Raw genomic sequence first — 20,140 nt, forward strand, 5'->3', positions numbered from 1 at the left:
CTGGCCTGGGTGGTCGCGCTCGCGGTGTGGCGGTTCGGTCGCATCGAGCAGCGCTGGGCGGCGACCCGGGCCCCCGCCGCAAACGACTAACTCGCGTCGTTCGGGGTGCCGGCCCCTACCCCCGGGTGCTCGGCGCTCTCGGCGAGGAGTTTCTTGCGCTGCCGGGCCGGGAGCCGGTCGACGTAGAGCAGCCCGTCCAGGTGATCGGTCTCGTGCTGCAGGCAGCGGGCGAGCAGCCCGGTGCCGTCGATGCGGACCGGGCGGCCGGTCACGTCGACGCCGGTGACGTATGCGGTGGCCGGTCGCGGCACGCTCGCGTGCGGGCCGGGCACCGACAGGCAGCCCTCGGTGTCGTCGTCCAGCTCACGGTTCTCCGGCAGGTGCAGGACCGGGTTGACGACGTGCGCGACCACATGGGTGCCGGTGGCGTCGGGGCAGTCGACCACGAACAACCGGGCGTCGACGCCGATCTGATTCGCGGCCAGGCCGACGCCACGGGCGGCGGCCATGCTGGCGAACATGTCCGCCACAAGCTGCGCGAGGTCGTCGTCGAAAACGGTCACCTCGGCGCAGCGGCGATGCAGCACCGGGTTGCCGTAGCGGGTGATCGGTCGTGGGGTACCGGAACGGGTCTGCACAGTCACCCATAATATGTAGTTGCAAAGTTATGGCGATAAGGGGTGGCGGATGCAGACGGCGGAGATCAGACGGCGCTTCCTGGCGCACTTCGCGAACACCGGGCACACCGTGGTGCCGTCCGCACCGCTGCCCGCGATCGCGGATCCGAACCTGCTGTTCATCAACGCCGGCATGGTGCAGTTCGTGCCGTACTTCCTCGGTCAGCGCACCCCGCCCTACGCGACGGCGACCTCGGTGCAGAAGTGCATCCGCACCCCGGACATCGACGAGGTCGGCAAGACCTCCCGGCACGGCACGTTTTTCCAGATGAACGGCAACTTCTCCTTCGGCGACTACTTCAAGGAAGGCGCCATACCTCTGGCCTGGGAGCTGTCCACCAAGCCGATCAGCGACGGCGGATTCGGGCTCGCCCCCGAGCGGATCTGGGCGACGGTCTACTTGGACGACGACGAGGCGTACGAGCTGTGGCTCAAGACCGGCGTGCCGGCCGAGCGAATAGTGCGGCGCGGGAAGAAGGACAACTTCTGGTCGATGGGCATCCCCGGCCCGGCCGGTCCGTGCTCCGAGCTGTACTACGACCGCGGCACTGCCTACGGCGCCGACGGTGGCCCGGAGGTCGACGAGGATCGTTTCCTGGAGTTCTGGAATCTGGTCTTCATGCAGTACGAGATCGCCGACGTGGCCTCCAAGGAGGAGTTCCGGATCGTCGGTGAGCTGCCGAGCAAGAACATCGACACCGGCATGGGCCTGGAACGGATGGCGTCGATCCTGCAGGGCGTCGACAACCTGTACGAGATCGACGAGGTCCGCCCCATCCTGGCCATGGCCGCCGACCTGACCGGCAAGCAATACGGCGTGCACTCCGGGCACGCCGCCTCCGAAAGCCACCCCGACGACGTACGGCTGCGGGTGATCGCCGACCACGTACGCACCGCGCTGATGTTGATCGGGGACGGCGTCACCCCGGGCAACGAGGGCCGCGGCTACGTGCTGCGCCGGATCATGCGCCGCGCCATCCGGGCCATGCGACTGCTCGGCTGGCACGGCCGCGCCTTGCCGGAGCTGCTGCCGGTCGCCCGCGACTGCATGGCCCCGTCGTATCCCGAGCTGGCGAGCGAGTTCGACCGGATCTCCACCATCGCGTACGCGGAGGAGGAGACGTTCCTGTCGACGCTGCGGGCCGGCACCACCATCCTGGACACCGCCATCGCCGAAACCAAGGGCGCCGGCCGTACGGTGCTACCCGGCGACAAGGCGTTCCAGTTGCACGACACGTACGGCCTCCCGATCGACCTGACCCTGGAGATCGCCGCCGAGCAAGGCCTGCAGGTCGACGCCGACGGGTTCCGGGCACTGATGGCCGAGCAACGGGCCCGGGCCAAGGCCGACGGGAAGGCACGCAAGACCGGCCACGCCGACCTGTCCGCGTACCGGGCGGTGCTGGACGCGCACGGCCCGACCGACTGGGTGGCCTACGAAACCCTGGAGACCGACTCCCGGGTCGTCGCGATCTGGGCCGGCGGCGCGGCGGTCGGCAGCGCCCGGGCCGGTGACATCGTCTCGGTCGCGCTGGATCGCAGCCCGTTCTACGCCGAGAGCGGCGGCCAGGACTCCGACGCCGGCATGCTCACCGCAGCGAACCTGCACGCCGAGATCATCGACGTGCAACGCCCGGTCAAAGGACTGATCGCGCACACCGTCCGCATCCTCGACGGCACTCTCGCGACCGGCGACAGCGTGCACGCCGCCGTGGACCCGGAATGGCGCACCGGCGCCCGCCAAGCCCATTCCGGGACGCATGTCGTGCTCGCGGCGCTGCGGCAGGTCCTCGGGCCGACCGCGCTGCAGTCCGGCTCGTACAACCGGCCCGGCTATCTGCGGTTGGACTTCGCCTGGCGCGGTGGCCTGTCAGAGACGACCCGCAGCGAGGTCGAGGAGGTCGCCAACCTGGCCATCCGCCGTGACCTGCCGGTCGGTGTGCGTTACCTGCCACTCGAGCAGGCCCGGCACGAAGGCGCCATCGCCCTGTTCGGGGAGACCTACGACGAGACGGTACGGGTGGTCGAGATCGGGGGTGACTGGTCGCGGGAGCTGTGCGGCGGCACCCACGTCGACCGGTCCGCGCAGATCGGATCCCTCGCGATCACCAGCGAGGCATCGGTCGGGGCCGGGCAGCGCCGGGTCGAGGCGGTCACCGGCATCGAGGCGTTCCGGTATCTGGCCCGCGAACGCGACCTGGTCGGCCGGCTCGCCGCCCAGCTCAAGGCCCGCCCGGAGGAACTACCCGACCGAATTACCGCCCTGCTGGCCCGGATGAAGCAGGTCGAACGCGAGGCCAGCGATCTGCGCGACCGGATCCTCGACCTCGACGTCGACGAGTACGCCGCTAACGCGGTCGACCTCGGCGGTATCGCCTACGTCGGGGTCACTACGGCTGGTGACGGGCGGCGGCTGGCCGAGAAGATCGCCGGCCGGCTCGGGAACCGCCCCGGCGTCATCGGGGTTGTGGCCGGGGCTAGCGCGGTCGTGGCCACCACGCCCTCCGCCGTGGAACGTGGCCTGTCTGCTGCAGATCTGATCAAGCTGCTGCTGGCTGGGCGGGGCGGCGGGAACGCCGCGTTCGCGCAGGGCAAGGCGACCGGTGACCCGGCGCAAGTGCTGGCCCGGTTGCGTGAATTGACCGCCGCGGCATGACGGCGGACCCGGCGATTCTGCTGACCGGGATGCAACATGCTCTCGGGATCGTCGCGGCCCGTCGCCGCGGCGATCTCGCCGGCGCGCAGGCGCTCACCGGCGCGGTCCGCGACGACGCGGACCGCGCCCACGCGTTCCTGCTGCTCACCGAACTCGCCCTGGCCATCGTCAGCGATCACACCGGCCGCGACGTGCAGACCGTCACCGGTGAGCTGTCCCTGCGCATTGCCGCCCTGTCCGCCGGGCAGGCCTGACATGCCTTTGGTGCTGGGGATCGAGACGTCCTGTGACGAGACAGGTGTCGGGCTCGTGCGCGACGGGGTGTTGCTCGGCGATGCGCTCGCGTCCAGCATGGACGAGCATGCCCGCTTCGGCGGCGTCGTCCCGGAGATCGCCGCCCGCGCCCACCTCGAAGCGCTGCAGCCGATGGTGCGGCACGCTCTGGACAACGCCGGCGTCGCCCTCGCTGAGGTGGAGGCCGTCGCGGTCACCGCCGGGCCCGGTCTGGCCTCGGCCGTGCAGGTCGGGCTGGCCGCCGGGAAGGCGTACGCGCTGAGCCTGGGTGTCCCGCTCTACGGCGTGCACCATCTCGCGGGGCACGCCGCCGTCGACACCCTCGAACACGGGCCCCTGCCCGACCGGTGTATCGCCTTGATCGTCTCCGGCGGGCACACGTCACTGCTGCTGCTCGGCGACCTCGCCCGCGACCCGATCGTGCATCTCGGCGACACCGTCGACGACGCCGCCGGGGAAGCCTTCGACAAGGTCGCCCGGCTGCTCGGCCTGCCCTATCCCGGCGGGCCGGCCATCGATCGGGCCGCCCGCGACGGCAACCCCGACGCGATCGCGTTCCCGCGTCCGCTGCCCGGCACGTACACGTTCTCCTTCTCCGGCCTGAAAACCGCGGTGGCCCGCTGGGTCGAACGCCACCACGGTCCGGTCCCGGTCGCCGACGTCGCCGCGTCGTTCCAGGAAGCCGTCGCCGACACCCTGTCCCGCAAAGCCGTCGGCGCCTGCCGCGAACACCACGCCGGCACGCTGCTGATGGTCGGCGGGGTCGCCGCGAACAGCCGCGTCCGCGCGCTGACCGCCCGGCGCTGCGCGCAGGCCGGGATCGAACTGCGCGTGCCCACACCCCGGCTGTGCACCGACAACGGCGCCATGATCGCCGCCGTCGGAGACCTCATCGCCCGCGCCGGGCTACCACCCAGCCCACTCGACCTGGCCATGCAACCCACCCTGACCCTCACCCAAGCCCTCGTACGCCCCTCAAGGAGCACCCCATGACCACCGACGTCCACACCCACGGCCCCGACGAGCCGCCGCACACCCACCCGCATCCCGACGTCGACCCGCACCAGCCGCTGACCTCAGGCGGCCGGGCCCTGCGAGTCGGCATCGGCGGACCCGTCGGCTCGGGCAAGACCGCCCTGGTCGCCGCGCTTTGCCGCACCCTCGCCGACGATCTGCGCCTGGCGGTGGTGACCAACGACATCTACACCACCGAGGACGCCGACTTCCTGCTGCGCAACGGTGTCCTGCCCGCCGAACGGGTCCGGGCCGTGGAGACCGGCTGCTGCCCGCACACCGCCATCCGCGACGACATCTCCGCCAACCTCGATGCCACCGAGGAACTCGAAGACAGCCTCGGCCCGCTCGACCTGATCCTCATCGAAAGCGGCGGCGACAACCTCACCGCCACCTTCAGCAAGGGCCTCATCGATCTGCAGATCTTCGTCGTCGACGTGGCCGGCGGCGACAAAGTCCCCCGCAAGGGCGGCCCCGGCGTCACCACCGCCGACCTGCTGTCATCAACAAGACCGACCTCGCCCCGCACGTCGGCGCCGACCTGACGGTCATGGACCGCGACGCCCGCGCCCGCCGCGGCGACCTACCCACCATCTTCCAGTCCCTGGCCGAGGACACCGGCGCCACCGCCGTCGCCGATTGGATCCGCAGCCATCTGCGGCGCTTTCCGCGCTGAGCGTCATGAGCGACGACATGTTGCTCGTCGCGGCCTGCCGCGATGCCGAGGCCGCCTGCGAGCTGTACCGGCAGCAACAGTTGAGCCGAGCCGGGTATCCCGGCATCCGCCGGGAAGTCATCGTCCAGCTGCACCACCTGGCCGAGCGGGACACCACGATCGGTGCCCTCGCCACGACCCTGCACGTCACCGAACAGGACATCGCTCAGCGCGCTGGAGCCTTGGAAGCACGCGGCTACCTGCGCCGGATCGGCCCTCAGGGCGACATCCGGCACCGCGTCATGCAACTGACCGCGGCCGGGCGTGCCGCCGGCCAGCTCGATCGGCGCCTCGATGCTGAACTGCAGCAACTCCTCACCGAACGGTTCGGCGATGCACAGATGACCGCCGCGCGCCTCGTCCTGACCGCACTGGCCGCCGAACCCACCAACACTGATGGGCAAGGTAGCCCTTACTAGACCTCCACCCCGCTTCATGTTGCAAGATATTGGCAACAGCCACAATCCGGCAGATGGAAGGATGGTCATGGCCATCTACACGCTTCCCGACATGCCCTACGACTACGGCGCACTCGAGCCGGCGATGTCCGGGCAGATCCTCGAGCTGCACCACAGCAAGCACCACGCCGCGTACGTCAAGGGCAGCAACGACACCCTCGACCAGCTCGCCGAGGCCCGCGACAAGGGCGACTACCACGCCCTGGTCGGCCTGGAGAAGACGCTCGCGTTCAACCTGTCCGGGCACGTGCTGCACTCGATCTTCTGGAACAACCTGCGGCCCGGCAGCAGCGCCGACCGGCCCGAGGGCGACCTCGCCGCGGCCATCGACGAGCACCTCGGCTCGTTCGACGCGTTCTCCGCGCAGCTGTCCACCGCCACCAAGGGCGTTCAGGGTTCGGGTTGGGGCATCCTCGCCTGGGAGCCGCTGTCGCAGCGCCTGATCGTCGAGCAGGTCTACGACCACCACGGCAACGTCGGGCAGGGCTCCACGCCGATCCTGGTCTTCGACGCCTGGGAGCACGCCTACTACCTGCAGTACAAGAACGTCCGCCCCGACTACGTCGACCGCCTGTGGAACTTGGTCAACTGGGCCGACGTCACCAAGCGCTTCGACGCCGCCCGGGCCGCAGGCAACCCGATCATCGTCGCACCCTGACGATGGACGCCGCCGACGCGTTCGCCGGCGCGCAACGTGCCGCCGGGGTCATCGCGGCCAAACACCGCGGTGACCTCGCCGGCGCGCAGCAACTGCTGGCCGCCTTCCCCGACGAGCAGGCCCGCGCCCGCGCGTTCGAGCTGCTGGCCCAGCTTGTCTTGAGTATTCTGCGCGCCCAGACCGACCAGAGCATGGACGAGCTGGTGCAGGAACTGAGCCTGCACATCGCCGCCGCCGCGCTCAGCCCACCGCCGGCGTGAACTCCGCCGTATAGAGCACCAACGGCCGTCCGTCGACCTCATAGGTGAACTGGCGTTTCCAGCCTTCGGCCTCGTAGAACCGGACCGCATCGGCTCGCGGATGGGCGGCCAGCCAACCTCGAGGAGCGCCCGCACCGAACCGCCGCAGCAGGCTGCGAGCCAGCCCCCGGCGCCGGTGAGCCGGCGTCACCGTCAGCTCCGCCACCACCACGGCCGGAGCAACCAGCAATCTCGCCACCTCGGCCGGGGCCGCAGCCCGCACCGCCAAATCGAAGGCGTTCGACGACGGCAGCACGGCCGGAGCGGGCCACCCGTAGACCGCACCGGCAACGACGCCGCCAATAGACGCCACCAAACCGTACGCGCCGGGGTATGCGGCCTGCCGGGCCAGACGCGCCGGGTAGCCGTCGAGCTCGTCGAGTGACTCGTTCCAGGGCGGCCCAGCGAAACACTGCCGGTAGATCGGGTGCAGCCGCTCCTGAAGCCCGAGCAGTTGCTCGCCGTTCACCGCAGCGATGTCGAAAATCAACGCCCACCTCCCCCTGGCTTGTTGCCATAATTTTGCAAGTACGAGAATATGGCGGAAGAGAAGCGATGGCTTGCGTGGCCGTGACCCAAAGCTTCCGCAGCAGCGCCCCGGCACCGCGATGATCCACGCCGCCGGGGCGCTCGCCTTTCCTTCTCCCGACGCCAACCGCGCATGCACCCGTCCGCGGCGACCGCTCGGCTTGCGCACCGTCCGGCAGAGGCGAAGCTCATGATGACGCGGCCGTGCGCCCCCGGTTAGGGTGAGGCCGCCGTGGTGCTCGGGAAGCCGGTGGGAAACCGGCGCGGCCCTCGCCACTGTGAACGGGACAGCCGTCGGCCCTCGTCGCTTCGCGAGGTCACTGGGCACTACGCCTGGGAAGGCCGGCCGCCGGCGCACCACCCGTCAGCCAGGAGACCGGCCACGGCACCAGATCGACTCCGTCCACGAGGTGCTGGAAGGTGGTCCCGCTCATGCGGTTCCCTGTGTCCTGGCGCGTTGCCGCGCCGATAACTGTCCTGCTCATGCTGGTCGCCGGCTGCGGCGCCGACGAAGACCGCCTGTCCGCCACAGCGTCGGCGTCCGCCGCCGGGCCGGTTGCGCTGACCAACTGCGGCACACCGGTCACCATCGCCGCGCCACCGGCCAAGGCGGTGACGATGAACCAGTCGGCCACCGAGATCATGCTCGCGCTCGGCCTGCAGGACCAGATGATCGGCACGGCCTACCTCGACGACCAGGTCCTGCCCGACTACGCCGACGCGTACGCCAAGGTGCCGGTGCTGGCCAAGGAATACCCGTCCAAGGAGAAGCTGCTCGAAACCGAGCCCGACTTCGTGTACGCCTCCTTCAACAGCGCCTTCAGCGACGAGGGTGTCGGCGACCGCAGCGAGTGGCAGAAACTCGGCATCGGCACCTACATCTCCCCCGCCGGCTGTCCCAAGGAGACCCGCCCGGCCAAGCTGGCCATGACCGACGTGTTCGGCGAGATCCGTGAGATCGCCGCCGTCTTCGGCGTACCGGACCGGGCCGAGAAGCTGATCGCCGACCAGCAGGCCCGCATTACCCGGGCCAAGGCCGGCGCGAAGAACACCAAGGTGTTGTGGTGGGACGGCGGCAACGACGCCCCCAGCGTCGGCGCCTGCTGCGGCGACCCAGCCATGATCATGAACGAGGCCGGGGCCACCAATGTCTTCGCCGACCTCGACGGCAGCTGGGCCGACTCCAGCTGGGAAGCCGTCACTGACCGCAACCCCGACACGATCATCCTCGTCGACGCGAGCTGGGACCCGGCTGCGGCCAAGAAGGCGTTCCTGGCCAAGCACGCCACGCTCAAGGACCTGCCCGCGGTGAAGAACCAGAAGTACGTGGTTATCCCGTTCTCGTCCACTTCGGCCGGGGTGCGCAACGTGCTCGCCGTCGAAGCACTCGCCAAGGCCGTCAGCTGACCACGCTCACCAGCCGGCCGTCCGCCGTGGCCACCTCGCCGCGGCGCACGGCCGGCATCATCACCGCCGCGGTTGTCCTGGCCGCCGGGCTGCTGCTGTCGATCGGCGTGGCGGTCACCATCGGACCGGCCGACCTGTCCCTGCGGACTGTCTGGTCCGTCATCGCCGGTCACCTCGGCCTCGCCGACTCGGACGTGCCGCTGCTGCGCGACCACATCGTCTGGCAACTGCGCCTGCCCCGGGTGCTGGGCGCCGCCGTCGTCGGGGCCGGGCTGGCCGCCGCGGGCGCGGTCATGCAGACCGTCACCCGCAACCCCCTCGCGGACCCGTACCTGCTCGGCGTCTCCTCCGGAGCGTCGCTGGGCGCGGTCGCCGTCATCGTCCTCGGCCTGGGCAGCGGCGTCGCCGCCCTCAGCGGCGGCGCGTTCGCCGGCGCCCTGGCTGCGTTCGGTCTCGTGCTGGCCATCTCCGGCCGGGCCGTACTGCGCCCGACCCGAGTCGTGCTGGCCGGGATCGCGATCGGGCAGCTCTGCGCGGCCCTGACCTCCTTCGTGATCATCTGGGTGGCCGACCCGCACGCCACCCAGTCGATCACCTTCTGGCTCTCCGGCTCCCTGGCCCGGGCCGACTGGACCGCCCTGGCCTGGGCCACCCTGGTCCTCGTCGTCGCCCTGGCCGTCATCCTGTGGCATGCCCGCGCGCTCAACGCCTTCGCGTTCGGTGAGGAAGCCGCGGCTACTCTCGGCATCGATGTCGCCCGGGTCCGATGGCTGCTGTTGGTCACCACCGCCCTGCTGACCGCGGTGATCGTCGCTGTCAGCGGCGCGATCGGGTTCGTCGGCCTGATCCTGCCCCACGCCGTCCGCATCTTCACCGGACCCGACCACCGCCGCCTGCTTCCCCTGGCCGTCCTGGCCGGCGCCATCTTCATGATCTGGGTCGACACCGCCGCCCGCGCCGTCTTCGAGCCCCGCGAACTACCCGCCGGGGTCCTGACCGCCCTGATCGGCGTACCCGCCTTCATCCTGCTCCTGCGCCGCCGGGAGGTCCGCGGCTGATGCTGAAGGTCACCGACATCTCCTGGTCCGTCCCCGCCGCCCGCATCCTCGACCACATCACCTGCACCGTGCCCCGCGGCAGCCTGGTCGGCCTGCTCGGTCCGAATGGCTCCGGCAAAACCACCCTGCTGCGCGTGGCCGCCGGACTCATCCGCCCCGCCGAGGGATCCGTGACCATCGGCGGCGACAACCTCGCCGCCCTGTCCCGGCCCGTCATTGCCCGCCGCATGGCGCTACTCGCCCAGCACGCCGAAACCGACCTCGACCTCACCGCCCTCGACATCGTGCTGCTCGGCGGCACCCCGCACCGCCGATCCCGCTGGTCCGACAACGCCGCCGACATTGACGTGGCCACCGACGCCCTGGCCCGCGTCGACCTCGAAGGCTTCGCCGCTCGCAAATGGCAGACCCTGTCCGGCGGCGAACGTCAACGCGTGCAGCTCGCCCGCGCGCTGGCCCAGGAGCCGGAACTGCTGCTGCTCGATGAGCCGACCAACCACCTCGACATCGGCCACCAACTTCAACTGCTTTCCCTCGTACGCCGCTCCGGCCTGACCACCCTGGCCGCCCTGCACGACCTCAACCTGGCCGCCATGTTCTGCGACCACATCGCCGTCCTGCACCACGGCCGCATCGTCGCCACCGGCCCGCCCTTCGACGTCTTCACCCCGGCCCTGCTGGCCGACGTCTACGGCGTCCAGGCAAAAGTCACCGTCCACGACGGCCGTCCCGTCATCACCTACCGGCCACCGTCATGACGATCCTGCTGGTCTCCCGCTCGGTGACCCACCACGGCGGCCAGGACGCGATCCACCGCTTGGCCGCCGCCACCGCCGAGGCCACCGGACTACCGGTACGGGCGTGCTTCCTCGACGGTGCCGAGCCGTCCCTGCACGCCGCACTCGACGCCCTTCCCGAGGATGACGAGGCGCTGCTCGTGGCCGTCCATCTGCCACCCGACCGCTACCTCGACACCTGGGTCCGGCGCGCTGTCGCCCACTGGCGCACCACCCGGGACCGGCCGCTGCGCATCACCACCACGGCACCGCTGGCCGCCCAGCTCGCCCTGGTCACCGCGGTCACCGAGGCAATCGCGGGCGAATACACCGAGCTCTCCGGCAACCCTGGCCCGTTCCGCAGCCCCGCCTGGAACCAGATCACCCGCCATCGAAAGCACGTCCTGGTCTGCCGCGGTCCCCGCTGTACTGCCTACGGCGCCAACGACGTCGCCGTCACTCTCAGCGAGCGCCTGGCCCACCACAAGCTCGGCGACGACGACATCTTGGTCACCAACACCGGCTGCCTGTTCCCCTGCAACCTCGGCCCGCTCGTCGTTGTCCACCCCGACGACACCTGGTACGAACACGTCGACACCGCTTTGGCAACGCGCATCGCCGACGAACATCTCCGCAGCGACCAACCGGTCGACGACAAGCGCACACGCGAGCACTGACCTGGTTAGGAAGTGGCCATCCTGCCCGGACGGATGGGTAGACAGAAACCTCGCGTTGGCGGCCCTCTGTGCAGAGAGCATCACCTAAAGCGTCCTAGGAATGAACGCAGTAAAGGGATCCATCATTCGGAAAGCGACCCCTTTACTCACCCGGTATAAAATAAATGGCACTGACCAGAAATTCCTCCCGCGGGAAGCGATGGGCCCTTAAAGTCGAGCGCAACCACTCCCCTGACCCCCACACTGCCAGTGTGACGGCGGCGGCGGGGACGCAAGGCAGAGACGGCACCATGTGCCTCGCGTAAGAGTACGCGAGGAACACGTGCCGCCGTGCTGCCGAGCTCGTCCTCATATCAGACGGGTGTAGTTCTTCCTCGCTTCCTCACGAACCGCCGCACAGAATTGCGCGTCGGTCGATGCCGCGTCTCCGGCCGCGGCGTACTCCTCGTAAACCAGACGGCAGGCGCGGATGCCGGTGAGCAGATCCTCGAGCAAGTCCACCGCGGGCCGTCGCGGGTCCAGCGGGGTCAGCCGTACTGGCGTCGCCTCGTCGTCGGCATCGTCGTTGTCGTCTCCGGTGTCATGCGCGACGAGGAAGGCACCAAGGTCAGCCAGAACCCCCTCACCCACATCCATCGCCCCGCGGACCATTTCCACTACTACGCGGTAGGAGGTGTTACTGAAGTCGAACAGGTCCAGGACTTCGCTCGGCGTCTCGACCGGTAACGCCTCGATGTCATCGGCGGCGTACAACACTTGGTTAGCCGGCATGCCGGACATTTCGGCGACGACATCGGCGGCCGCCTTGAGCCAATGCGCCGCCGCCACCGACGCCGCCGTCGGGTCGACGTCGAGGAACAGCCGCTCGCGATCCAACGGATCCAGCGCCAGAATGCCATCGGCGGCGGCGACCTGGATCGGGCTCACATCGGTGCGGCTCAACACCACCGCCTGCTGGGCTCGACCACCCAAGTCACCGCGTTCGGCGGAATCGACCGCTTCAATCTCCGCGGCGACGTCCGCGCTGACCGCCTCGAGCAACTGCGCGTCGTCGACGGCGCGGACTGCCCGGCCGACGCGATGAGACCATTCTTCGACGGGGTCGTAGCTCTCGATCATGGCGCCGTCTTCGCCGGGCAGGTTCGGCTCCTTGATGAAGCCGATCAGCTGCGAGAAAGCCTCCCGGCTCTGCTCGCGCCGCCAGCCCTCACCGTTGCCGTCACGGTCGTCGGTCGCGAGGCTGGGATGGGTGTAGCAGCGCCACAGCGCTTCGGACAAAGACGTGAGAGCTGCGGCGAGCCGTAACCGGTCCTCCACCGCGGCCGTGGTGGGCAAACTGCCCACCACCGCCGCACGCTGCCCTCGTCCCGTCGGCCAGATGCGCAGCAGCGTTCCGGTGTCCTCGTCGACGGCGTAATTGGTCACGATGGTCTCCTTCTCAAGTAGACGCGAGTCATGTCGCCTTGCCGATCTCGAACCACGGTGCCGCTTCGATCCTCGCGCGCCCCGCGTACCGCAGCCGAGCTGGTACCTCGAACGGGGACATCAGCCGTCACCACCTGCGGCCCGTGCTCGCGCCTTCGCCCAACGCTCCGCCAGTTGCAGCATGTACGCGCGCCGCGCGTGCTGTGCCATCGTCTTCCGAACCTCCGGCTCCAGCACACCAAGCGGATCAACCTGCTTCTCGAACCGGGCCAGGAACGACGCCGTCGCCGACGCCGTCCGCCCTTGCCGATCTGCCGTGTTCGCCCACGAGGCGTGCGCGGCTATCCGCGCCCGCCTCGATCGCTGCTACGCGGTCAACGCCATGAGTTGTCTCCCCCCGTTCAGACCCGTTCGCCGATTCGCAGCCGCGCGTGGGTCGCTTGGGCTCGCTCGGCTGCTGCTGACGCGCCGTAGCGGCGGGGCATGTCGTCCGAGGACCAACCCAGCACCAGCATCAGATCGCCGGTGTCACCGCCGGCGAGTTTCCACTCGTGGGCGAAGTTGTGCCGCCAGCGATGCGCATGGACGTTGTCCACCCCGGCCAGAACTCCGCGCCGTCGGAGCATGAGCTTGATGCCGTTGCTCGACAGCGGCACCGCACCTCGAGCCGGCAGCCACATCGCTGTAGACGAGGCTGCCTTGCGGCGGCTGCGCGCGCGTAGGAACTTGGTCAGAGCATGGCCGGTCTTCGGGCCGAACCGTACGCGGCGGTCCTTCATGCCCTTGCCGTGGAACAACAGCGAGTCGCTGTTGAGGTCCACATCGTCCAGCTGCAGACCAGCGACTTCCGACAACCGGGCACCAGTGTTGTAGAACAGCCGGATGATGGCCTCGTCGCGCAGCGACAGGTAGTCCTTGCCCTTGCAGGTGGCCAGGATCTTAGCGGTGTCGTCGTCGCCCAAGATCGGAATCAGCGTCTGGGCGGTCTTCGGCTGCCGGACCCGATCCAGCGGCGAACGCTCCAAGTCCTCTTCCTCGGTCAACCACCGAAAGAACTGCTGCAACCCCTTGTGCTTGTTCAACGCCGTCGACGCCGAGCGGGTCCGCACCATCCAAGCTTGGAACTCCTCGATGTGCCCCCGCTCCACCTCGGGCGGATCTTCCGCCGCGTCCTGGGCACCCAGCTGCTCGGCGTTCTCGACGAGGAACCGGCTCAGCTGGGCGCCGGCCAGGAGATAGCTGTAGCGGGTGGTTTCGGGATAGTTCCCCGAGCGCAGCATCCGGTCCCAATCGCGCAGGTAGTCGAACCAGGCGGGCGGTAGATCGTGGCAGACCTTCTGCAGATCGAGCACATCCACCTCGCAGACGCTTCGTCGGGCGGGCACCGTGCATCCCTTGACTACGTACAAGGGCACGTATCGCACCGCGAGCCCGTACGTGCGGCGCTCGTTCGATCATCCGAGCTGCGGCGCGACGGGCGAAAGCTGTCTGCGGCTGTCCTTCCTTGTCTCCTCCCCCACCACTCCCCCGGGCCGGTCCCGGCTGCGGCGCTGACCCTACTTGCCGCCGCAGCCGGTGAGCCGATCAGATCCGCTCGCCGATGCCCATCTGCACCTGCAGCTCCTGCGCCCGCTCCGCCGCCGCACTCGCGCCGTAGCGGCGCGGCATGTCCTCCGACGCCCAACCGAGCAGCAGCATCAGGTCGCCGGTGTTCCCGCCGCCCTTGTGCCATTCGTGGGCGAAGTTGTGCCGCCACCGATGCGCGTGCGTATTCGTCACGCCAGCAGCAGCACCACGGCGCTTGAGCATCAACTTGATCCCGTTCGGCGACAACGGCTTCGCGCCCTTCTCAGCCATCCACAGCTGCGGCACGTCGGCGGCACCTTTCCGCTTCGCCCGCGCCCGCAGATAACGGGCGATCGCCCGCGACGTCTTCGGGCCGAACCGCACCCGACGGTCCTTCGCGCCTTTGCCGTGCAGGTGGACCGACTCGGTGTTCATGTCCAGATCGGTCAGTAGCAGATTGCCGATCTCCGACAGGCGGGCGCCGGTGTTGTAGTAGAGCCGGATCAGCGCCTCGTCGCGCAGCGACATGAAGGTCTTGCCCTTGGTGCCGTCGAGCAGTTTCTTTGTGTCGTCGTCACCCATGATCGGCATGAGTTTCTGCGGGGTCTGCGGCTGCTTTACCCGCTCCATCGGTGACCGGTCGATCTCCTCTTCCTCGAGGAGGTACTTGAAGAACTGCTGCAACGACTTGTGCTTGTTCAAAGCCGTCGACGGTGAACGCGTCTCGATCATCCACGCCTGGAACGATTCGATGTGCGCCTTGGTCACCACGGTCGGGTCCTGCGCGGCATCGTCAGCGTCTGTATCCGGCGATTCCTCGGCCAAATACTTCGCCAACTGGGCGGCGGCCAGAAGGTAGTTGTAGCGCGTCGTCTCCGGGTGATTGCCGGCCCGTAGGGCGCGGTCCCAGTCACGCCGGAAGCCGGCCCAGTCGCCCTTCTCCAGGCCTTCGCACAGTCGGTCGAGCTTCAGTAGGGGCATCTCTCGTCACCTGCCGAGTCAAGGGGTCTACAAGCGGCGTGCTCGATCCCGGTGACGTCGTCAGACACGAAAAAGGGGCTTCCACAAGTCTGTGACCTGCGGAAACCCCTACGCTGTCGGGCTGACAGGATTTGAACCTGCGACCCCTTGACCCCCAGTCGCATTACAATTCGATTAAGCAGTATCAGCACATGCTTTTATATACGCAGAGGCGGACAGAACGGCACGGCCATGCCGCCCGATTTCAGCCAATCCTGGAGGAGTTGATCAATGCCGTGACCAGGCGCGTGACCACGGCCAATCAAGTGCGGTGACTGTCATCCGACGCGCGCACCATTCCGAGAGTCAGCTGACATAATCCCTGCTCCCGCATACTTGGCATATTAGGGCTCAGCTCGGTGGAGTACGGGAGCGAAGATGCCACGGCTGATGGTGTCATCAGATCTCTTGCCGCGCCGAGGCGAGATCCAGCCTTCGATCAGTTGACGAATGTTCCGATATCCTGCCGGGGCGGTTAGCTGGCTCCATACGCCACCGAGCCCCCTCACCGATGAGTCGATAGCAGCGGGCCCCACTGAAAACCAGGTGATGGTCGCCGTCCTGCTCCCATAAGGCAGGACCCGTGTGGGTAGCGAGCTGAGTCCACGTCTGATCGTTGCAAGTCACGAATCCGTGGCTCGGGAGGGGCCATCGTCTCATCGAGTCGGCCAATAGTCGGTCGGCGGTGACGCCGGCCAGCGGATTTACGGCGAATTCCAGGTCGGCCTCTGCCATGTAATGCTCGAAGTAACGCCAGGCCTCGCCAAGTGCGCCCGTACCGTCGAGGCGCATACCAAGCTCCATGCCGCCGGTCAGGCCCATCGTGGTCATGAAGTTGGCAGAGAAGAGGGAACCGATGCGGCAATCCGCGAGGCATCCTTTGGCGTGCGTAAGCGTGTCGGCGTAGATTTCCGCTCCGGCCGCCTGGAATGCGGCTGCCTCGGCTCGTGACGATTCAACGTGGTTGCGGCCACGCAGCAGCATTCGCACCCGCACACCTCGTTCGATGGCGCGGCACACAGGCTCGTAGAGGATCTCGGGTCGGGCGGGTGCCTTCGGCATGTCGAAGGTCATATTGCCGATACTGAAAGTGCCCAGGATCACTTCATGCTCGGCCTGGTCGATCGTCTGTCGGATATCGTCGAGAATGCGATACTGGTCCTGCCAGGTCCACAGCAGGCGGCCGGATTCGGGGCCCTCGTCCAGGGCGTCGTCTGCCGGGCTGCGATCGTTTACGGAGTGGTACGACGGTGCTGGCGGCATGTCCCAGGGACTTTGCCGCCACAGGCGCCGGAAGACCCAGGCCAGCACGGCGACCTCGTCGATTCCATCCAGCACCACGCCGTTCTCGCCGACGCAGGTGAATGAGCGAGTGACCAGATTGGCGCTGGAGACCAGTGCACGAGCATCGTCCACGACGGCGAACTTCGCGTGGAGCCCCGGGTAGCCGCGGACGTAGATACCTCTGGTCGTCAACCGGTGGAAGTTGCGGAACTCGGTCTGGGTGTCGACGTCCATGGTGTCAGATGCGTCGTTGATAGCCTTGCTCAGCCCGCGGTCGTCGAGCGCCGAGACGACATAGACGCCGCCTTGAAGCCGGTCGGCCGCCCGTTCGAGGGCCTGTCGGACCTGCTCGTCACCGAGGAAAAGGGTGGCAACGAACACTCGCCGGGTCGCCGAGTCGATCAGGCGCACCAGTTCCTCGCGGATGTTCGACCCTCCACCGTCGTAGGTGAGACAGTGCCGCACGCCGTCCTGCGATTCGGTATCGCGGGGGATGAAGGGGCTACGGGTGGGCGGTCCGTCCTGGCGCCTGAGGAAGAAGGCGCCTTCCACAGTCCGCTTTCCCAGGTCGATGACCTGGCCCAGGTTGCCTGCCGGAAACTCATTCACCGGGGAAGTCCTCCTTTCGGCGCAGGGCGTAGACGTGCTGGTAGTGCTGTCCGGTCCACAGCGCGCTACGTACGTCGGCCACGGTCAGATCGTCCGGCGGCAGGCCGTACCGTTCCCTACTGGCCGCCGTGATGGCTGCCAGGTGCCCGGAATCGATGTTGGCGACCGATCTGGCCGACACTTCGCCCACGGCATGCTGGAGCGCGAAGATTCGTGAAGCATGCTCGTCGCCCGGAACGAACTCGACATCGACGTAGACGACGTCACGTTCACCGTGGATCAGCAAACCACCGGGGTGGCCCAGCCGGATCCTGCCCGCAGCGGCCGAAGCGGCTGCCTCCTGGCCCAGCTCGTAGCGCCAACTCCCGCCCGTTCTCGTCGCCACCACGGGTCCCCATGCGTCGGCTGCCGAGTCCGCTTGCTGAGCGAGGTCCTTCCATCGGCTGGCCAGCTGGTTCGCGAACGGGATCTGCAGGTTGAGGCGTTTCGAGGGACCTATCTCGATTTTCAGGTAGGCGCGGGACGTGCCGTCGGCGCTGACCCGCACATATCCGCTGCAGCGGAACTGCTTACACACGTCGGCAATCAGTGTCTCGGTAGCTACCGGACTCACGATGTCCTTCGAAAGCCCGCGGATTGCTCGTCTAGCAATTCGCTCGGTGATGAGATTGTGTTGACTGGTCAGACCGATGCCACGAGGGACGTCGACGAAGCCGGCCGATTTCGCATTGTGCAGGCGCGGTGCCCGCTGACCCTCATTAGGGGAAAGTGCCACGATCTCGTCAGTGTCCGCGAGGTACAGCAGCGTGACTTGAGTCTGGCGCAGTCTCACCGCGGCGGCCTGGTCCAGTGCGGGCTGGGCGTAGCCCGTCGCGACCGCGCCGTATCCGTCGGCCTGAAGCAGGCCAAGGCTCCCGAGTCTGCTGATGATGCCGTCCACGGCTTCGGCTGGAATGCCGGTGATCTCCTCGATGTCGGCAGCGTGGACGGGATCCAGGGCTATCGCCGCCTCGAGGATCAGCCGGTCGATTGCGGTCAAATCCTCCTCGAACCTGCTGATCATCGGCACATCCGGCCAAACGTCAAGGCCAATGAGCGATTCTTGCACGACGACGGTCGCCTTGGTGTCGGTCTGCCGTGCGGCCTGGAACTCGAAGCGGACCGTCATAACCGGCGAACTCGCATGAAGTCGTCGTCCTGGTCGACGAGCCGGAAGAGGTTCTCGTAAAAGATCCGCGCAGGACCGGGTTCTGCGCCGGCGGAGGGAGCACCAAGCGCGCTGAGGGTAGGACCATGGCCGACGAACACAAGGGCGCGACGCGCCCGGGTAAAGGCGACGTTGAGGCGCCGGATGTCTTGCAGCCACTGGCCATACCCTGGGCCGATTCGCCTGGTGTGCGCCCTGGTGAAACTGATGATGACGAGGTCACTCTGCTGGCCCTGAATACGGTCGATCACATCGATGACCTCCCACTGCAGATGTGGCAGGTCCAGGCCGCGTAGCCGACGCGACAGTTGTTGTGCCTGAGCCCGGTAGAACGCCAGAACGCTGACAGTGACGGGCTTGGAGCCACTTCGCCCGAGATCTTCGTTGTAGAGGCGGCAGACGCGTTCTACGAAGTACTGCTCTCGTTCGTTGACGAAGCCGTGATCCTGCGGCGTGTCACCAGAGTCCCGGAAGTAGCTGGTGTCGACGAATGTCACCGGTCTCGTCAGCGTCTCGGCGAGCACCAACGGAGTCAGCCCGATAGCAGCGAGATCGGCGGGAGGCGGTGTACGGTATCGCCCTCTATAGACAGGTTCGGCAACGATCCGGGCCAATGGCTCAATCATGCGCCGCTGCCAGACGAGTTCTTGCCGCAGCCCGGCGGGAACCTGGGGCGCCACCCGCTGGAACAGGCTTTGCACGAGGTGGCGCAGCATGGCCGTGAGCACCTGCCGGTCCGGATCGTTTCGGTTGCCGGATGACTGGACGCGACGGTACGCCGAGTCGAAAGGGTCCCGGAAGCTCGCGGCCCACAGACCGCTGGAACTCAACTCCTCCGCAACTGCCAGCACACTTTCAGCACGGAACTTGTGGAGCTCCTCGTCCTCGGCCCAGACCTGTGCCAGGTATAGCACGGATGCTTCGAGGCTCTCACCGGCGCCGCGGTGGAAGCGGTGCAGGGCGGTCAGCGCGTGCAGGAAATGCTCGTCGCGCTGGTCGACGTGCGGGGGCAATTGGTGTTCGTCACCTACGAGAATCCATCGTCGCGCCCGTGTGGCGCCGATCAGGAACTCGCTCTCGGTCACCCGGCTCGCCTCATCGACGATAAGGGTGTCGTAGTCGGCGTACCGAACGACCTTGCTGCCTCGCCCGACGATCCCTTTGGTGGTGGCACACACGAGGTTCGCGGCCCGAACCAGCGACTCTCGGATGTCGCCCACGAGCAGGTCGTCGGACTGGCCGCTGGTCAACTCGCACCATCGTTGGTGCAGTGCCGGAAGCCGTCGTAGCACGTGCAGGCGGCGCTCGAGTTGCTCAATGTTCCGGCTATGGTCCGCCGGGTTCTCGGACTGCCCGGCAAGGATCTGGCTGATCTTCGCGACTCGTTCGGCTGCGGCATCGTAGCGGCTTTGAGCTTCGGTGAAATCCTGCTCAGCGGCGTCAACCGAGCTTGCGGTGCGATCTCTGCCCAGCTCCAGTTCCCGCCGACACCAGGCCTGGTCTTCCAGGGCGGACCGCTGTTCCTGCCGTGCCGCAATGAGGTCCGCCACAGCCTGTGACAACTGCCCGGCGATCTGAGCGACCGATCTCAGCGCGGTCAGCTTGCCATGGTCCGCGCCTGCTGGCGGCCTCCCTGCGAGGAGATCCGGAACCGTTCCGGCCAGGAACGCAGCGACTCTCCGCCTCTCGTTCATGTCAGTAACCTCTGTCATAGCAGGCTGAGCGTCGCCGACGGCCTCCGCGAGCCGGATCCACCGCAAGGTGCTCTGCCGCACAGCCGCATCCATCTGCTGCCGAGCGTTGCCGGCACGT

Annotated in this window: 18 protein-coding genes, 1 pseudogene and 1 riboswitch; of the genes and pseudogenes, 11 read left to right on the top strand and 8 right to left on the bottom strand. The window is 67.8% G+C overall.

Annotated elements, in window-relative coordinates:
* Positions 1-86: 86 nt before the first annotated feature.
* Positions 87-644 (bottom strand): peptide deformylase, encoded by a 558-nt coding sequence (gene def, locus TFC3_RS19980; protein ID WP_236718221.1) that lies wholly within the window; start codon positions 642-644, stop codon positions 87-89.
* A 43-nt stretch (positions 645-687) separates the two neighbouring features.
* On the opposite strand from def, the gene alaS reads away from it, so the two are divergent.
* The 7 genes and pseudogenes from alaS to TFC3_RS20015 all read left to right on the top strand — a co-directional run bounded on the left by alaS (position 688) and on the right by TFC3_RS20015 (position 6,732).
* Positions 688-3,333: an alanine--tRNA ligase gene (gene alaS / locus TFC3_RS19985; RefSeq protein WP_067502120.1), complete on the top strand. Its 2,646-nt coding sequence runs from the start codon at positions 688-690 to the stop codon at positions 3,331-3,333.
* Entirely contained in the window at positions 3,330-3,587 is a 258-nt protein-coding gene (locus tag TFC3_RS19990) for a hypothetical protein (protein ID WP_067502123.1), read from the top strand. Before alaS ends, TFC3_RS19990 begins: the two co-directional genes overlap by 4 nt.
* Position 3,588: 1 nt before the next feature.
* Complete coding sequence (gene tsaD / locus TFC3_RS19995) at positions 3,589-4,620, top strand: tRNA (adenosine(37)-N6)-threonylcarbamoyltransferase complex transferase subunit TsaD (RefSeq protein WP_067502127.1); 1,032 nt, start codon at positions 3,589-3,591, stop codon at positions 4,618-4,620.
* A pseudogene (gene ureG / locus TFC3_RS20000) lies at positions 4,617-5,317 on the top strand (urease accessory protein UreG). Before tsaD ends, ureG begins: the two are co-directional and overlap by 4 nt.
* A 5-nt stretch (positions 5,318-5,322) precedes the next feature.
* Positions 5,323-5,775 carry a MarR family winged helix-turn-helix transcriptional regulator gene (locus tag TFC3_RS20005; protein WP_067502130.1) on the top strand — a complete coding sequence of 151 codons (453 nt, stop codon included), beginning with the start codon at positions 5,323-5,325 and terminating at the stop codon, positions 5,773-5,775.
* A gap of 67 nt (positions 5,776-5,842) precedes the next feature.
* On the top strand, positions 5,843-6,472 hold the full coding sequence (locus TFC3_RS20010; protein WP_067502133.1) for a superoxide dismutase: 630 nt from the start codon (positions 5,843-5,845) through the stop codon (positions 6,470-6,472).
* 2 nt (positions 6,473-6,474) lie between these two features.
* Positions 6,475-6,732 carry a superoxide dismutase gene (locus TFC3_RS20015; protein WP_067502134.1) on the top strand — a complete coding sequence of 86 codons (258 nt, stop codon included), beginning with the start codon at positions 6,475-6,477 and terminating at the stop codon, positions 6,730-6,732.
* On the opposite strand, the gene TFC3_RS20020 is transcribed toward TFC3_RS20015, so the two are convergent.
* The gene (locus TFC3_RS20020) at positions 6,713-7,261 is read right to left on the bottom strand and encodes a GNAT family N-acetyltransferase (RefSeq protein WP_067502137.1); all 549 of its coding nucleotides are present in this window, start codon (positions 7,259-7,261) and stop codon (positions 6,713-6,715) included. The genes TFC3_RS20015 and TFC3_RS20020 overlap by 20 nt on opposite strands.
* A gap of 254 nt (positions 7,262-7,515) precedes the next feature.
* Positions 7,516-7,699: riboswitch (cobalamin riboswitch) on the top strand.
* A gap of 32 nt (positions 7,700-7,731) precedes the next feature.
* On the opposite strand from TFC3_RS20020, the gene TFC3_RS20025 reads away from it, so the two are divergent.
* From TFC3_RS20025 to TFC3_RS20040, 4 genes are read left to right on the top strand one after another with little or no spacing between them, the layout of a single operon-like run.
* The gene (locus TFC3_RS20025; protein WP_067502141.1) at positions 7,732-8,706 is read left to right on the top strand and encodes an ABC transporter substrate-binding protein; all 975 of its coding nucleotides are present in this window, start codon (positions 7,732-7,734) and stop codon (positions 8,704-8,706) included.
* A 26-nt stretch (positions 8,707-8,732) separates the two neighbouring features.
* Positions 8,733-9,764: an iron ABC transporter permease gene (locus TFC3_RS20030; protein WP_236718222.1), complete on the top strand. Its 1,032-nt coding sequence runs from the start codon at positions 8,733-8,735 to the stop codon at positions 9,762-9,764.
* Entirely contained in the window at positions 9,764-10,522 is a 759-nt protein-coding gene (locus tag TFC3_RS20035) for an ABC transporter ATP-binding protein (RefSeq protein ID WP_067502143.1), read from the top strand. The genes TFC3_RS20030 and TFC3_RS20035 overlap by 1 nt, the downstream gene beginning before the upstream one ends.
* Positions 10,519-11,217: a (2Fe-2S) ferredoxin domain-containing protein gene (locus TFC3_RS20040; protein ID WP_067502146.1), complete on the top strand. Its 699-nt coding sequence runs from the start codon at positions 10,519-10,521 to the stop codon at positions 11,215-11,217. Before TFC3_RS20035 ends, TFC3_RS20040 begins: the two co-directional genes overlap by 4 nt.
* Positions 11,218-11,565: 348 nt before the next feature.
* Here the strand turns inward: TFC3_RS20040 and TFC3_RS20045 are convergent, their stop codons facing one another.
* The 6 genes from TFC3_RS20045 to TFC3_RS20070 form a co-directional block, all read right to left on the bottom strand.
* On the bottom strand, positions 11,566-12,642 hold the full coding sequence (locus TFC3_RS20045; protein WP_201787192.1) for a hypothetical protein: 1,077 nt from the start codon (positions 12,640-12,642) through the stop codon (positions 11,566-11,568).
* 401 nt (positions 12,643-13,043) lie between these two features.
* Positions 13,044-14,027 carry a tyrosine-type recombinase/integrase gene (locus TFC3_RS20050; RefSeq protein ID WP_236718223.1) on the bottom strand — a complete coding sequence of 328 codons (984 nt, stop codon included), beginning with the start codon at positions 14,025-14,027 and terminating at the stop codon, positions 13,044-13,046.
* Between the two features lie 199 nt (positions 14,028-14,226).
* Positions 14,227-15,189, bottom strand: coding sequence for a tyrosine-type recombinase/integrase (locus TFC3_RS20055; protein WP_067502152.1), 963 nt, complete (start codon positions 15,187-15,189; stop codon positions 14,227-14,229).
* Positions 15,190-15,627: 438 nt separating this feature from the next.
* Entirely contained in the window at positions 15,628-17,121 is a 1,494-nt protein-coding gene (locus TFC3_RS20060; RefSeq protein ID WP_067502155.1) for a phosphatidylserine/phosphatidylglycerophosphate/cardiolipin synthase family protein, read from the bottom strand.
* On the bottom strand, positions 17,114-18,289 hold the full coding sequence (locus tag TFC3_RS20065; RefSeq protein WP_067502158.1) for a hypothetical protein: 1,176 nt from the start codon (positions 18,287-18,289) through the stop codon (positions 17,114-17,116). Before TFC3_RS20065 ends, TFC3_RS20060 begins: the two co-directional genes overlap by 8 nt.
* Positions 18,286-20,022 (bottom strand): AAA domain-containing protein, encoded by a 1,737-nt coding sequence (locus TFC3_RS20070; RefSeq protein WP_161952642.1) that lies wholly within the window; start codon positions 20,020-20,022, stop codon positions 18,286-18,288. Before TFC3_RS20070 ends, TFC3_RS20065 begins: the two co-directional genes overlap by 4 nt.
* Positions 20,023-20,140: the final 118 nt, after the last annotated feature.

Origin of the sequence: Actinoplanes sp. TFC3, from assembly GCF_001553785.1 — a bacterium.
Taxonomy (GTDB): domain Bacteria; phylum Actinomycetota; class Actinomycetes; order Mycobacteriales; family Micromonosporaceae; genus Actinoplanes.

What these genes read in the sequence shown, in the direction of transcription:
- alaS (WP_067502120.1), top strand. Translation starts at nt 688, where the DNA reads ATGCAGACGGCGGAGATCAGACGGCGCTTCCTGGCGCACTTCGCGAAC.
- TFC3_RS19990 (WP_067502123.1), top strand. Translation starts at nt 3,330, where the DNA reads ATGACGGCGGACCCGGCGATTCTGCTGACCGGGATGCAACATGCTCTC.
- tsaD (WP_067502127.1), top strand. Translation starts at nt 3,589, where the DNA reads ATGCCTTTGGTGCTGGGGATCGAGACGTCCTGTGACGAGACAGGTGTC.
- TFC3_RS20005 (WP_067502130.1), top strand. Translation starts at nt 5,323, where the DNA reads ATGAGCGACGACATGTTGCTCGTCGCGGCCTGCCGCGATGCCGAGGCC.
- TFC3_RS20010 (WP_067502133.1), top strand. Translation starts at nt 5,843, where the DNA reads ATGGCCATCTACACGCTTCCCGACATGCCCTACGACTACGGCGCACTC.
- TFC3_RS20015 (WP_067502134.1), top strand. Translation starts at nt 6,475, where the DNA reads ATGGACGCCGCCGACGCGTTCGCCGGCGCGCAACGTGCCGCCGGGGTC.
- TFC3_RS20025 (WP_067502141.1), top strand. Translation starts at nt 7,732, where the DNA reads ATGCGGTTCCCTGTGTCCTGGCGCGTTGCCGCGCCGATAACTGTCCTG.
- TFC3_RS20035 (WP_067502143.1), top strand. Translation starts at nt 9,764, where the DNA reads ATGCTGAAGGTCACCGACATCTCCTGGTCCGTCCCCGCCGCCCGCATC.
- TFC3_RS20040 (WP_067502146.1), top strand. Translation starts at nt 10,519, where the DNA reads ATGACGATCCTGCTGGTCTCCCGCTCGGTGACCCACCACGGCGGCCAG.
- TFC3_RS20055 (WP_067502152.1), bottom strand. Translation starts at nt 15,189, where the DNA reads ATGCCCCTACTGAAGCTCGACCGACTGTGCGAAGGCCTGGAGAAGGGC.
- TFC3_RS20065 (WP_067502158.1), bottom strand. Translation starts at nt 18,289, where the DNA reads ATGACGGTCCGCTTCGAGTTCCAGGCCGCACGGCAGACCGACACCAAG.
- TFC3_RS20070 (WP_161952642.1), bottom strand. Translation starts at nt 20,022, where the DNA reads ATGAACGAGAGGCGGAGAGTCGCTGCGTTCCTGGCCGGAACGGTTCCG.